The organism is Rhizobium subbaraonis (assembly GCF_900220975.1).
Taxonomy (GTDB): Bacteria; Pseudomonadota; Alphaproteobacteria; order Rhizobiales; family Rhizobiaceae; genus Mycoplana; species Mycoplana subbaraonis.
Window position 1 is genome coordinate 81,453 of sequence record NZ_OBQD01000012.1, and the last position, 13,798, is coordinate 95,250.

Here is a 13,798-nt window from a genome sequence, read left to right on the forward strand (position 1 = left end):
ATGACGCCCCGGCTCAGAGCGCTTAGCAGCAAGCCGCTTCTGGCCGGCGTCGCCACGAGCCTTGTTTGCGCATTCCTCCTCTTCCACTTTTCCGAAGCCGTGCTGGAGCGGCCGCGCGAATTGTTCTTCGACGCGCTAACGCAGGCCTTTCCCGGCCCGGAAACCGACCGCCTCGTTGTCGTCGATATCGATCGCAAGGCGCTACGGTGGGCCAGCGGGGAATGGACGCGCGCGCACTCGGCAGCGCTTATCTCGGCGATCGCGACAGCCCGGCCCGCTGCCGTCGCAATCGACCTCGTCTTCAGCAAAGACTGCGATCTGAGCGACCCGGCGAACGGGGCGCTAGCCGAGGCGCTCGGCCGTGCGCCTGCGATCCTCGGCTTCCTTATCGGCGAGCAGACGAGTGCAGCACCAGGCCCGGCGCCCGAACTGGCGGTGCAGCGGCCGATCGCGATTCCGCCGCTGTGGTTCATCAATGGTGCCGACGCCTCGTGCCCGATCTTCCAGGAGCGTGCGGCCGCGGCCGCGGCAGCCTTTCTCATCGGCGACGACGATGCGGTCGTGCGGCGCAGCCAGGCCTATGCGATCCTGGGCAATGCGGCCTATCCCGCGCTCGGCCTCGAAGCGGCCCGGCTTGCAGCAGGCGCCGGCGCCTCCGTGATCGGCGGCATGCCGCCGTGGATCCGCCAGGACCAGCGACTGCTATGGCCAGACGATGACGGCAACCTGCGTTTCGTGGCCGCCCATCCGGGTCGCATCGCGCGACGTACCATCTCCGCCGCCGACGTCCTGAACGGCGTCTCTCTGCCGGAACGCATCCGCGGCAAGGTGGTCCTGGTGGGGAGCAGCCTTCCGACGCTCGGCGGCCTGAGAGCCAGCGCGTCGCTTCCGCTTGAGCCCTCCATGCAGATCCATGCGGATGTGGCGACCGCTGTGCTCACCGGCTTTATCCCCCATCGCAGGAGCTCCCAGATACCATGGGAGGCGGGATACGCGTTTCTGGCAGGGATCGGGGTCGCAACCCTCATCACCCGTCTTCGTCCGACATATGCCGCGATCGCCGGTCTCATCGCGATCGCCGGCACGATTGCCGGCGCGGCTTTCGTCTATAGACAAACCGGATTATTGCTCGACGCGACGGCGATTGCGATGGCGCTGACTACCGTTCTGCTCGTCACCGGCGTGCTGCAGTTCGCGCAGGTCCGCCGCGCCGAACAGACGGCTCGCGCCCGTTTCGGACAATATCTCCCGCCCTCCGTCGTTTCCCGCTATCTCGACAATCCCAAGCTGGAACGCGTCGCCGCGGAGGAGCGGCAGGTGACTGCGCTCTTCACGGACATCGAGGATTTTTCCGCTCTCTCTGGCCGTATCGGCCCGCAAAGGCTGGTGCCGTTGCTCGACATCTACTTCCGCGAGGTCAACGCGCTGGTGGCCAGCCACGGCGGGATGGTGAACAAGGTGGTCGGCGATGCGGTGCATGCACTGTTCAACGCGCCGGAAGACCTGGACCGGCATGTGGACCGGGCGATCGACTGCGCGCGGGAAATCCATGCGCTGACCGAGGAAATGCGCGGCAGGGCGGACTTCGCTGCCGAAGGTTTCGGCCGGACGCGCATTGGCATCGAGACAGGTCTCGTCATCCTGGGCGAAGTGGGCACCGGCGGTACGCTGGACTATACCGCGCACGGGATGGCGATGAACATCGCCGCACGTCTGCAGGAAGCCAACAAGGTCTTCGGAACGGCCATTTGCATCGGCCCCGCGGCGGCAGGCGAAACCACGCGACGCCTGCGCTCGCTTGGTGTGCATGAGATCCGCGGCGCGGGTCCACTGGCGCTGTTCACGATCGCCGACGACGGCTAGAGATCGACGCCTCAGCGAACGCCGATGCTGGCATAGGCTTCGCGGATGCGGGCCTCTCCCCATTGCTGCACCTCGCCCGGTATGCCGGTCGCCGGCGGCACATCGATCCCCTGCCCTGCACCGACCTCTCGGGCGACACCGCCCCCTTCGAAACGGACCAGCCCGCGTTCGACGAAAACGGCGAACGCACCGCGATTGGGGCCGGCGAAGAACTTCGTGCCGCGGACGCCGATCATGCCGAAGGCCGTCCGTACGGTCAGGTCGATCTTCGGCGCCTCATCCGGTCGGTCGAAGATCATCCCGCCTGTGCCGAGTTCGATGGTGCCACCCTGGGCAGCGATGAAGCTGTCGACCAGCAACTCGGTCCGGCTTCCAAGCATCAGTTTGGTCGCCTCACCCAGCGTCATCTCGGCAAAGCTCCCCTCGCCGGTGACGATGAAATCACGGTCCATGATATCGGCACCGGCGCGAATGGCCGATAGCGCCTCGCCTTTCCTGCGGCTTACCTTCCCGCGGACCTCGTCGACCGAACCGATGACCGCACTGGCTCGCGCCGTGCGTCCGGGAAAGGCCGCAGCCGCCCAGATGGCAGCGGCGAGAAAGGCCCTGCGGCGGACCGGAACACCTTGCCGTGCAACTGACATCGCACCCTCCCCGCCCACCGACGTTTACCATAGACGTTGCCGCGCCTGTCCCCTTCGGAACAATTACGCCCCCCAAAGACGTCTATCCTCAGGGCATGAAGGGAGACGGACTTTGCAGAATGTTGTCCATGCAATGAAAACGGGCGCGATGGCGCTTTTCTTCACCGGCGCTGTCTTGGTGTCGCAGGCACAGGCCGGCGGGAATGGCATGCCCATCGAGGCGCAATGCGATGCCGCTGCCGGCAGCCGCGACGACAGGACCCGAAACACGGACTTCGCGCCCGTCGAAGACGGTGGCATCAAGCTCGGAATGGCTCTGTCCGCCTGCCGCGAAGCCTACAAGGCCGGCGGCAAGCCGCGCATCACCTTCCAGCTTGCCCGGGCGCTGGAGCAAGGCGGGCAACTGCTTGCCGCGCAAGGCCTTTACCGCGAGGCGGCGACGCGAGGGCATACTGCGGCCATGGTCCGCCTCGGCCGGATGCTCCAGGAAAAGGGCGACCCCAGCGGCGCCTTTGCACTCTACAGGCGTGCGGCGGAAGCTGGCGATCCCGGCGGCGCTTACGCGCTCGGTTTTGCCTATCGCGACGGCATAGGCGCTCCCGCCGATGCCCGGAAGGCGGCGCTCTGGTTCGATACGGCGGCTTCCGGCGGCTACGAAGTTGCAGCGCTCAAGACGAAGTTCGCGCACCAGGATGGCGCGGCCGCCGGGACCGGCAGCCGCTGACTCTGTCGGCCACCGATCCTCAGACGATTTCGCCGGCCTGCGGACCCCACGTGTCGGTCATGGCGAAGCCGTCCGCCAGGGGATCGGTGGGATCGAGCGCGATCTGGTGCAGGCCGAAGGTCCAGCCACGGCCGGTGATCGTCGGAATGATCGCCTTGCGGCCGGCCACCTCGGTCTCGGCCTCCAGACCGACCTCGAACTGCGAACCGATGATGGAGCGTGACTTGAAGCTGTCGCCGACCTTGACCTTGCCACGGGCGTGCAGGGTCGCGAGGTTGGCCGAATTGCCAGTGCCGCAGGGCGAGCGGTCGACGCGGCCCGGCCACATCGTGGTTGCCGTGCGGATGGTGCCGTCTTCCTCCCGATCCCGGAACATGACGTAGGCCACGCCGTTGATTTCCGGGATCTCCGGATGAACGACGGGCATCTGCCGGTTGATCAGGTCCTTCAGAACCATGCCGGCATCGACGAGCTTGCGCGCATTGGCCTTTTCGATCTTCGTGCCGATCTGATCGACGTCGACCAGCGCGTAGAAGATGCCGCCATAGCTTATGTCAAAGCGCACACGCCCCCACTCCGGCGTGTCGATCTCGGCGTCGAGCTCCTGCACGAAGGAGGGAACCATCGTCAGCTTTACCTTCTCGCAGCGACCGTCGCGGCAGGTGGCCGTGGCCTTGACCAGGCCCGCGGCGGTATCGAGGACGACGACCGTTTCCGGCTCCTTCATCTCGACGATGCCGCTCTCGAGCAGTGCCGTGGTGATGCAGATGGAATTGGAGCCCGAGGATGCATGCGCCTGGTCGGCTTGGAGAATGATGAAACCGGCATCGGCTTCCGGGCGCTTGGCCGGAAGAAGCAGGTTCACCGAGCCGGTCGCTGCCGCACGCGGCTCCAGGCAGAGGAAGCGGCGCAGGCTGTCATCCACGGTGTTGATGTAGTGCAGCTGCTCGGCGATCGTATTGCCGGGGATCTTAGGTACGCCGCCGATGGCAACCTTGCCGATCTCGCCCTCGCAATGAACGTCCAGCAACTGGATCGTGCGTTTCCATCTCATGCTCTTCGACTCCACTCGTCTTCGAAATGTGTCGCACCCGGCTCGCGCCGACCGCGCGAGCCGAAGACGACGATAGCTGGCGATGCCGCCTCGCGCCGGCGCGGTTGGAGAAACGGCGTGACCGTTGCATGAAGATGCACGGTTGCTGCGCTTTTCCCATTTCCTTCACCGGATAATCGCCTGTGGCGGCGACGCAGGCATCTCTGCCGTACGCCATCGCCCGTCGGCGACGGTGCTACATCACGGCGCGGGGCAAGCCAATCGGTTTGATGTCGCAGCTTGCACTTTCCGCCCACACAATTTGTCCGGTTCGGCCGACCTTCTGCCTTGACCGGCGCGATTGTCGCGGAAACAGTGCGCGCATCCTTCTCAAACGGCCGATTTTCATGACCAAACTCATCGTTTTCACCGATCTGCACATGACGCCCGAGGGCACCACCATCATCGGGCTTGATCCTTACGAGCGCCTCGGCAGAGGAATAGACCACGTCAACCGCTATCACGCGGACGCCGACCGGGTGGTCTTCACAGGCGACCTCACGCATCGCGCTGATACCGCCTCCTACCTGCGATTGAAGGCGCTCCTCGGCACGCTGGCGCCTCCAGCCGCGATCACCATCGGCAACCACGACAACCGCGATCGTTTCCTTGATATCTTCGACCATGTCGCAGCCGACGACAACGGTTTCGTCCAGCAGTCGATCGATTTCGACGATTGCCGCGCCATCCTGCTCGACACGCTGTTCGCCCCGCCCTACGAATACCCTGCAAGCCATGCCGGCCTGCTCTGCGAGCGCCGGCTGGGCTGGCTCGACCGGCGCCTGTCGGAGACGGACAAGCCCGTGCTGCTGTTCATGCATCATCCCCCGCACAAGACGGGCTTTACCGGCATGGACACGATCCGGCTGACAAACGAACAGGCCTTCTACGAGCTGATCCTTCGCCACGGCAACGTGCGTCACATCTTCGCCGGACACGTGCACCGAACGATCGGCGGCTCGCATCGCGGCATTCCGTTCTCCATTTTCAAGAGCCCCGTCCACCAGCAGCCAATGCCGTTCGACACGCCGGACCCGTCGCTATCAGTCGATGAGCCGGGTGCCTACGGCATCGTCGTGGTTACGCCCGACGGCCTGCAGGTACATACCGAAGACTATGAGATCGCGCGGCGCGATAGTGTCACTGCGTAATAGTTCGTGAGCTTCTTGCCTGGGCTGATCGGGGAACACAGGAGCGCCGAACACGTTTGGTGATCCGAAGGGCTCAGAAACCGTTTCAGAAGGAGAATGGCATGAAGAAGGTTCTTATCGCAGGTGTTGCGCTTGTCATCGCAGGTACTGCCATGGCGCACGCCGAGGAGAAGAAGCCCAACCCGGCCATAGGTGCTGCAACCGGCGGCGCGACCGGAGCATTGACCGGCGCGCTTATCGGCGGCCCTGTCGGTGCCGCCATCGGCGGTGTCGCAGGCGCAACCCTTGGCGCGGCGGCCTCGGTTCCGCAAGAAGCACGCACCTACGTGATCGAAAACCCGGTGGAACCGGTCGTCCTGGACGGTCCCATATCCGCCGAAACCCGGCTGCGAGAAGACGTCGTCCTGACGCCGATCCCGGAACACCCCGATCTCGGCTATGTCTATGTCGAGAACCGTCCGGTCATCGTACGGACCCGTGACCGGCAGGTGATCTATGCTGAAGACGTGCAGACGACCGGCAGCATCGCGCCCGCGGTACCGGAAACAACCATCACCTATATCGAGCGCCACCCGGTCGGTCCGGTCGTTCTGGAAGGGCCGGTGGCCGCCGGCACGGTGGTCCCTGACGACGTCGAGATTGTCGCCGTTCCCGACAGTCCGGACTACGGCTACATCTATGTCGACGAGCGTCCGGTCCTGATCGAGCGAAGCTCGCGCAAGGTTCTCTGGGTCCGCTGATCCGGCCAGGAGTGAAGAGGCATCGGGCGGCTCGCGATGACGGGCCGCCTTTTTACGATCCATCGGTCGTCGTCCGGCCGGAAACATCGGGCGGCGCAAGCGCACGGATGACTTCCTCGTCAGAGACCTGCAGAAAATCGCGATAGCACAGCCCGACCGCGCAAAAATCACCGGGCTTGTGCAGGCAAACGATGCGATCTACCGCGCCGCCGAGTGCTTCGAGCGCCTCGGGCGGCGCAACCGGAATGGCCAGCGTTGTCGAGGCAACGGACTGCAGCCGAAGCGCCTTCAATGCCGCCGCAAGCGTTGCGCCGGTCGCCACGCCGTCATCGACGACGATCACGTGTCGCATATTCAGATCCACCGGCAGCCGGCCGGCAAGATAGCGCTTGCGTTGACGCGCGATCTCCGCCTTCTGCCGGGCGGCTTCCGCTTCGATATAGGCCTGACTGGCGCCGCAGGACGCGACGAGTTCCTCGTTCAGCACGAGTTGCGGCGCATCCGACCCTGCAATGGCGCCGATAGCGACCTCGCGGTTCTGCGGCGCGCCGATCTTGCGCACGAAGAGAAGGTCGAGCTTTGCGCCGAGAGCGCGGGCGACCTCCACCGCGACGGCGACACCACCCCTCGGCACGGCCAGCACAACCGGATCATCGATAGGCTGCACCGAAAGTGCGGCCGCCAACTGGCGACCGGCATCGGCCCGATCGACGAACAGGACCCGGGGCCTCATCATGGCGCCCTCCGCGAGTTAGTAAGGCATTTTAACAAATTCATTAAGATGTTGAAGATATCTAGAATATCGACGCGCAGACTCCCTATCCAACGGGTCTGGCCCCGGATGCCGGTCGGCATCCGCACTCTCCATGATGGAGCCTCCACACCATTTTGACTGAACGCCGTCTCCATGGGCGCCATGGCGACTGCCAGAGCTCGTGAGGATTGCATGTTTAGACTACAGCCAAAGTCGCTTGCGACCAAGCTGATCGCAGTTACGGGCGGCACGATTGCGCTCGTTCTCATTGCATCGAACTATCTTTTGATCTCGCAGTCGAGCGACCGCGTTCAGTCGCTGATCCTCGACGAGGCGAACAGTCAGGCGCGGTCCATCGCGTCGGACGTATCGGGCGCCATCGGCGAACTGGTGAGCAGTGCGCGCACATCCGCCGCCATCATCGGCAAGGCGCATGAGAACGGAACGCTCGACCGCAAGCAGGTCATCGACCTTCTCAAGGTCAACGTCGAGCAAAATCCGGCCGCCTACGGCAGCTGGTACGCCGCGGAGAAAGACAGTTTCGACGGCAAGTCGGCTGAATATGTCGGCAACAAGGAGTTCGCCGGCGACAAGAACGGGACGTTCAATCCCTACTGGACGAAAGACAAGACCGGAACGATCCAGTTCACCCCGTTCGAGTCGGACTATGAAGGAGCCTGGTATGCGCTCGCCGCAAAGAGCGGCAAGGGCGCCATGACGCCGCCGTACCAGGAAAGCACGACGGGCGAAAGCACGTCGATGTCGTCCATCGGCTACCCGGTCTATTCGAGCGGCAAGCTGATCGGCGTTGCCGGCGCCGACGTCAAGCTTTCGACGCTCGCCGAGCGCGTCGCCCAGATTAAGCCGTTCGGATCGGGCCGCGTTCTTCTCCTGACGCAGACGGGCAAGTGGCTGGTTCCACCGCGCCCCGAACTTGCGATGCAGGACTATGAGGGCACAGGCCTGGATACCGTCAAGGAAGCCATCGCTTCGAACAAGCCCGGCTTCGTTGCCGACCTGAGCTTCGACGACAACGAGCCCTTCGACCGCATCGTCTATCCGGTCGCCCTGCCCGACGTGAACGCAACCTGGGTCGTCCTCGTCGATGTCCCGCGTTCGGTCATCGGAGCACCGGTGCGGGACCAGACCTACATGATGATCGCGGGCGGCGTCATCGTCCTCGCCGTCGTGCTCCTCGGCCTGTGGATTGCGGTTCGCAACTACGTCCAGCGGCCACTCGCCGGCCTCGTCGGCGACGTAGCGCGCCTTGGCAGGGGCGACTATGCCGAGCCGGTTTCCGGCCAGGACCGGACCGACGAAACCGGCGAGGTCGCCAAGGCGCTCGAAGGTTTCCGTCATCAGCTCGCCGATACGAAGCGCCTTGAAGCCGAGGCCGACGCACAGCGGCAGATGACTGAAACCGAACGTGGCCGTTCGGAAGCGGAGCGCCAGGCAAGCAGTGCGCTGCAGCGCGATATCGTCTCGCGCCTCGGCGAGGGCCTTGCACGCCTTTCCTCCGGCGAACTGTCCTACCGGCTTTCCGGCGAGTTCCCCGGCGAATATGCGAAGCTCAAGAGCGATTTCAATTCGGCGATGGGCAGCCTCGAAGAGACGATCAGGACCGTCAACAGCTCGGTCTACAGCATCACCAACGGCACCAACGAGATCTCCAACGGTGCAGCGGACCTGTCGCACCGTACCGAGCAGCAGGCGGCAAGCCTCGAGGAGACTGCCGCGGCCCTGGACGAGCTGACCTCGCAGGTCAACTCGAGCGCCGACAATGCCCGTGTCGCCGCCCAGTCCGTTTCGTCGGCGAGCGACGACGCGGCCAAGTCCGGTGAAGTGGTTCAGAAGGCCATTGCCGCGATGAAGGGCATCGAGCGGTCTTCCGGTGAGATCTCAAACATCATCGGCGTGATCGACGAGATCGCCTTCCAGACCAACCTTCTGGCGCTGAATGCCGGCGTCGAAGCGGCGCGCGCAGGCGAGGCCGGCAAGGGCTTCGCCGTCGTCGCCCAGGAGGTCCGCGAACTGGCACAGCGCTCCGCCAATGCGGCCAAGGAGATCAAGAACCTCATCAACGCCTCGGAGACGCAGGTGCGCGACGGGGTGGACCTCGTCGGCCGGGCCGGCAACGCGCTCGAAAAGATCGCCCAGCAGGTCATGCAGATCAACGGCCTCATCCGCCAGATCTCCTCGTCCGCCTCCGAGCAGGCAGTCGGCCTGAAGGAGATCAACTCGGCCGTCAACCAGATGGACCAGGTGACGCAGCAGAACGCAGCGATGGTGGAGGAAACCACCGCGGCCAGCGTCGCGCTGAACGAAGAGGCACGAACGCTGCAGTCGCTCGTCGCCCGCTTCCGCACGGGTCAGACCGCGATGGCGGCCCAGCCGCAGCGGACTGCGCAGGCGATGGCACCCGCCGCAACGGCACCGCGTCCGGCGCCTTCCCGGTCGATCCCGCAAGTCGTCGGCAACACCGCACTGGCGCAGGACGAGTGGGAAGAATTCTGAGCGCAAGCGTCCCGCAACGAACGAAACGGCGCCCTTCCGGGCGCCGTTTTCATTTTACATATCGGATGCCCCTGCGCTCAAAGCCGAGCCACGCGCTCCGTCAAAAGCTCGAAGAAGCCGTCTGCATCAATGTCGCGCATGACCCGCGCATTGTGCTGGCGCCCAGTCACCTGCCACCAGTCGACCACCGTCATGCCGGCCGTCAGCGGCGAGGCTGTCTCGATTTCGACGTTGCAGTCGCGTCCGCCGAAAAGCTCGGGGCGCAGCAGATAGGCGATCACCGTCGGATCGTGCAGCGGGCCGCCGTCGGAGCCGTACTTCTCGACGTCGAACCGCTCGAAGAACTCCAGCATCGCCACCAGCGCCTTGGCCGGACGGGAACCGATCGCCTTCAGTTTTTCCACCCGGGTGCGAAGCGTGAGCACCTTGTGGGTGACGTCCAGCGGCATCATCACAATCGGAATGCCGGACTTGAAGACAATATCGGCCGCTTCGGGATCGACATAGATGTTGAATTCGGCAGCCGGCGTGATGTTGCCGCCCTCGAAGAAGCCGCCGCCCATCATGACGATCTCGGCCACGCGGCCGGCGATCTCGGGAGCCTTCTGCAGTGCAAGCGCGACATTGGTCAAAGGACCGAGCGCGCAGAGCGTCACCGTGCCCGCGGGCTCACTGCGAAGCGTGTCCACCAGGAAATCGACGGCATGCTGCTCCTGGAGCGGCATGGTCGGCTCATCGAGTTCGGGACCATCCAGGCCGGTCTTGCCGTGGACGTGTTCGGCCGTGACCAGCGGGCGCTGCAACGGCGCGTCGGCGCCGGCGAAGACCTTGACGTCGGGACGGCCACACAACTCGCACAGAATACGCGCATTGCGCGCCGTCAGCTTCAGCGGAACGTTTCCGGCAACGGTGGTGATGCCGAGCAGATCCAGTTCTGCGGGACTGCCGAAGGCCAGCATGATGGCGGCGGCATCGTCCTGGCCCGGGTCGGTATCTATGATGATCTTTCTTCGCGGCGACATGGGCCTTCACTTCTCCGAATCGTGTTCTTGCACCGCCTCTCGCGGCGAAACCGGGACTATATTTACCCCGGGGCGCTCTGCAAGCGTCTTGCACGTGCGTATGGCAATCCCCATATTGCCTTCTGTCGGGATGCTGAAATTCGGGTCCCGAAACAGTCGCTTGAAAGCAAGGACTAACGCAATGAGCCGCATTACGCCTTTTGCCAGCCCGCTTCTCCTCGGCTTCGACGCCATGGAAAAGACCCTTGAACGGATTGCCAAGGGGAATGACGGGTATCCTCCCTACAACATCGAGCGCATTCTCGCCGACAGCGCTTCCGGCGCTCCCGATCGGCTCCGGATCACGCTCGCCGTGGCAGGCTTCTCCGAAGAAGAGCTCGAGGTCACGACGGAGGAGAACCAGCTCATCGTTCGCGGCCGGCAAGTCGACAGCGGCGAAAGAGACTACCTCTACCGAGGCATTGCCGCGCGGCAATTCCAACGCATGTTCGTCCTTGCGGACGGAATGCGCGTGTTGGGTGCCGAGCTGCGCAACGGTCTTCTCGCCGTCGATCTGGCGCGTCCCGAACCGGAACGCATGGTAAGGAAAATTAACATTTCCGTACCAGACTAGGCCAAGTGCCGTTCCTGCGGGCACCTCCGCCGGAGCTTCACCGACAGACTGATCAACCGGACGCACCGACGGGCCACGATGGCAGCGGGCATCCGGCGGGCCGGCACCCAATCCGGCACATTGCCAGGAGGCAAACCATGGGACTGAAGACCATCTCCCCCCAAGTATCGAAGACCGACCTTGCACATCTCGGCGCAGGCGAAGTCGGCTACATCCGCAAGATGCGCGCAGACGAAGTGTCGCGCTGCTTCCCGGAAGCGCCCGATATCGATCCCAACCTCGATCTGTGGGCTCTGTTCGGCGCGGATGGCACGCCAATCCTTCTGACGGACAACCGTTCCAGCACCTTCTATAAGGCAGCCGAGGACGAACTGCGCACCGTCAGCCTGCACTGAAACGCCTCACGCGTCAGGCTCCGGTGCGCATCGTGTTCCGCCGCTTTCCCTTTCGGAAGAAGAGCCGGCCCTCGTTCAAACCCGGCGGAAGGTGAGATAGGCCGAACTGCGGCCCTCACGCCGGGCCTTCGCCTCGTAGCGCGTGCCCGGCCAGCCGGCAAAGGGCGTCAACCAGTCCGAGGCGTTCCCGGCCGTCCATTCGAGGGCCGGGTGGCCTGCACAATGAAGCAGCGTCCAGTTGACGTAGGTGTCGATATCGGACGCGAAGCAGAAATGCCCGCCTGGCTTCAGCACCCGCGCGAAACGGTCGAGATTGACGGCCGAGACAAACCGACGCTTCCAGTGCTTCCGCTTCGGCCAGGGGTCCGGGTAGAGCAGATCGATCTGGTCCAGCGAAGCTTCCGGCAACCAATCCAGAACCTCGGTCGCATCGTCGTCATAGACGCGCACATTGTTCAAGCCGAGTTCGCCCACGCGCGACAGGAGCTTCGCCATGGAGTTGACGAACGGTTCCACGCCGATGAACCCGGTCGTCGGGTTCTCCTGCGCTCGGTGAACAAGATGCTCGCCGCCGCCAAAGCCGATCTCCAGCCGTAACCGTTCGACGGGCTCTGGAAACAGGTCCGCCAGCCGCTGTACCGGCGTTTCGATGTCGAGCTTGAGAGCAGGCAGCAGCGTCGCCATGCCTTCCGCCTGCCGCTCGCGTAGCGGCTTTCCCTTGCGGCGGCCGAAGAAGGCTTCGGTGGCACGGGTCGGATGCGGCTGTTCTGTCATGGGCTCCATCTCTCACGATAAAAGCGGGCGTCTCTTGCGAGGCACCCGCTTTACAGTGTTCACGCGCGATCCGTAAAGGCCGATCAGGCGGCCTTCAGCGTCTCGGCCCTCAAGGCATCCTTGATCGGCTTGACGAGATCGAGCTTCTCCCAGGAGAAAGAGCCGTCGCGCCCGGCCTTGCGGCCGAAGTGGCCGTAGGCGGCCGTTTTGGAGTAGATCGGCTTGTTCAAGTCGAGGTGGCGGCGGATGCCGGAGGGCGACAGGTCCATGACGGTGCGGATCGCAGCCTCGACCTGATCTTCCGTCACCTTGCCCGTGCCGTGCAGGTCGACATAGACCGACAGCGGCTGGGCGACGCCGATGGCGTAGGACAGCTGGATCGTGCAACGATCGGCCAGCCCGGTGGCAACGACGTTCTTGGCGAGATAGCGCGCGGCATAGGCCGCAGAGCGGTCCACCTTCGTCGTGTCCTTGCCGGAGAAGGCGCCTCCGCCATGCGGGGCAGCGCCACCGTAGGTGTCCACGATGATCTTGCGGCCGGTGAGGCCCGCATCACCATCCGGTCCGCCGATGACGAACTTTCCGGTGGGATTGATGTACCACTTGCAGTCCGCCCCGATCTTGATGTCGTGCAGAGCTTCGTGGATGTAGGGCTCGACGACCTGACGAACCTTTGCCGAATCCCAGCTGTCATCCAGGTGCTGGGTCGACAGTACGATCGATACGACCTCGGACGGCTTGCCGTCCACATACTTGACCGTCACCTGGCTCTTGGCGTCGGGGCCGAGCTTGGCGACGTCGCCATCACCCTTCTTGCGCGCCTCGGCGAGGAGCTGGAGGATGCGGTGGGAATAATAGATCGGAGCAGGCATCAGTTCGGCCGTTTCGCGGCAGGCGTAGCCGAACATGATGCCCTGGTCACCGGCACCCTCGTCGCCCTGCTGGTCGGCGGCGCTGTCGACGCCCTGGGCGATATCGGCCGACTGGGCATGCAGCAGCACGTCGATCTTGGCGCTCTTCCAGTGGAAGCCGCTCTGCTCGTAACCGATGTCACGGATCGCCTTGCGGGCAGCGGCCTTGAACTTGGAGGGGTTGATGACGTCGTTGCCGTCCTTGTCCTTCTTAAGCAGGCTCGGCGGCAGGCGCACCTCGCCGGCGATCACGACGCGATTGGTCGTCGCCAGGGTTTCGCAGGCAATCCGGACGGTCCAGGGATCGAAATTCGTCTTGTTGGCCTCACGATAGACCAGGTCGACGATCTCGTCGGAAATCCGGTCGCAGACCTTGTCGGGATGTCCCTCGGCCACGGATTCGCTGGTGAAGAGATAGTTGCTGCGCATACGGGATTCCCCTCAATGAAGACGCTTCCGTATTAGTCAGTTCAGACGGGAAAAACAAGCGCAGAACGACATAAACATATCTTTATGTCTAATTATTCCCCTTTATGCCGCACAAAAGAAAAACGGCTCCAAAAGGAGCCGCTTTCTTGCGCTAGATTTTCAACGCAAGGC

At 64.0% G+C, this 13,798-nt stretch carries 13 protein-coding genes; 7 read left to right on the plus strand and 6 right to left on the minus strand.

What is annotated here, in order from left to right; translation table 11 throughout:
• Complete coding sequence (locus tag CRO48_RS18870; RefSeq protein WP_097141422.1) at positions 1-1,863, plus strand: CHASE2 domain-containing protein; 1,863 nt, start codon at positions 1-3, stop codon at positions 1,861-1,863.
• Between the two features lie 11 nt (positions 1,864-1,874).
• Here the strand turns inward: CRO48_RS18870 and CRO48_RS18875 are convergent, their stop codons facing one another.
• Positions 1,875-2,507 carry a FecR family protein gene (locus CRO48_RS18875; RefSeq protein WP_097141423.1) on the minus strand — a complete coding sequence of 211 codons (633 nt, stop codon included), beginning with the start codon at positions 2,505-2,507 and terminating at the stop codon, positions 1,875-1,877.
• A gap of 148 nt (positions 2,508-2,655) precedes the next feature.
• Here CRO48_RS18875 and CRO48_RS18880 point away from each other — a divergent pair, with 148 nt between their 5' ends.
• Positions 2,656-3,231 (plus strand): tetratricopeptide repeat protein, encoded by a 576-nt coding sequence (locus tag CRO48_RS18880; protein ID WP_097141424.1) that lies wholly within the window; start codon positions 2,656-2,658, stop codon positions 3,229-3,231.
• Between the two features lie 19 nt (positions 3,232-3,250).
• Here the strand turns inward: CRO48_RS18880 and CRO48_RS18885 are convergent, their stop codons facing one another.
• On the minus strand, positions 3,251-4,285 hold the full coding sequence (locus tag CRO48_RS18885; protein WP_097141425.1) for a proline racemase family protein: 1,035 nt from the start codon (positions 4,283-4,285) through the stop codon (positions 3,251-3,253).
• A 386-nt stretch (positions 4,286-4,671) separates the two neighbouring features.
• On the opposite strand from CRO48_RS18885, the gene spdA reads away from it, so the two are divergent.
• Together spdA and CRO48_RS18895 are read left to right on the plus strand one after the other, a co-directional pair.
• Positions 4,672-5,475, plus strand: a complete 804-nt coding sequence (gene spdA / locus CRO48_RS18890; RefSeq protein ID WP_097141536.1) for a 2', 3'cyclic nucleotide phosphodiesterase SpdA — start codon at positions 4,672-4,674, stop codon at positions 5,473-5,475.
• Positions 5,476-5,576: 101 nt separating this feature from the next.
• A complete protein-coding gene (locus CRO48_RS18895; RefSeq protein ID WP_097141426.1) occupies positions 5,577-6,215 on the plus strand; it encodes a DUF1236 domain-containing protein in 639 nt (212 codons plus the stop codon).
• Positions 6,216-6,267: 52 nt separating this feature from the next.
• On the opposite strand, the gene CRO48_RS18900 is transcribed toward CRO48_RS18895, so the two are convergent.
• Positions 6,268-6,951 (minus strand): phosphoribosyltransferase, encoded by a 684-nt coding sequence (locus CRO48_RS18900; protein ID WP_097141427.1) that lies wholly within the window; start codon positions 6,949-6,951, stop codon positions 6,268-6,270.
• Between the two features lie 210 nt (positions 6,952-7,161).
• Here CRO48_RS18900 and CRO48_RS18905 point away from each other — a divergent pair, with 210 nt between their 5' ends.
• Complete coding sequence (locus tag CRO48_RS18905) at positions 7,162-9,483, plus strand: methyl-accepting chemotaxis protein (protein ID WP_097141428.1); 2,322 nt, start codon at positions 7,162-7,164, stop codon at positions 9,481-9,483.
• Positions 9,484-9,560: 77 nt separating this feature from the next.
• Here the strand turns inward: CRO48_RS18905 and CRO48_RS18910 are convergent, their stop codons facing one another.
• Entirely contained in the window at positions 9,561-10,505 is a 945-nt protein-coding gene (locus CRO48_RS18910) for a nucleoside hydrolase (RefSeq protein WP_097141429.1), read from the minus strand.
• Between the two features lie 181 nt (positions 10,506-10,686).
• On the opposite strand from CRO48_RS18910, the gene CRO48_RS18920 reads away from it, so the two are divergent.
• Positions 10,687-11,118 carry an Hsp20 family protein gene (locus CRO48_RS18920; RefSeq protein WP_097141431.1) on the plus strand — a complete coding sequence of 144 codons (432 nt, stop codon included), beginning with the start codon at positions 10,687-10,689 and terminating at the stop codon, positions 11,116-11,118.
• Positions 11,119-11,255: 137 nt separating this feature from the next.
• Entirely contained in the window at positions 11,256-11,513 is a 258-nt protein-coding gene (locus CRO48_RS18925; RefSeq protein WP_097141432.1) for a BQ00720 family protein, read from the plus strand.
• A 75-nt stretch (positions 11,514-11,588) separates the two neighbouring features.
• Here the strand turns inward: CRO48_RS18925 and trmB are convergent, their stop codons facing one another.
• The gene (trmB, locus tag CRO48_RS18930; protein WP_097141433.1) at positions 11,589-12,287 is read right to left on the minus strand and encodes a tRNA (guanosine(46)-N7)-methyltransferase TrmB; all 699 of its coding nucleotides are present in this window, start codon (positions 12,285-12,287) and stop codon (positions 11,589-11,591) included.
• Between the two features lie 83 nt (positions 12,288-12,370).
• The gene (gene metK / locus CRO48_RS18935) at positions 12,371-13,627 is read right to left on the minus strand and encodes a methionine adenosyltransferase (protein WP_097141434.1); all 1,257 of its coding nucleotides are present in this window, start codon (positions 13,625-13,627) and stop codon (positions 12,371-12,373) included.
• Positions 13,628-13,798 lie beyond the last annotated feature (171 nt).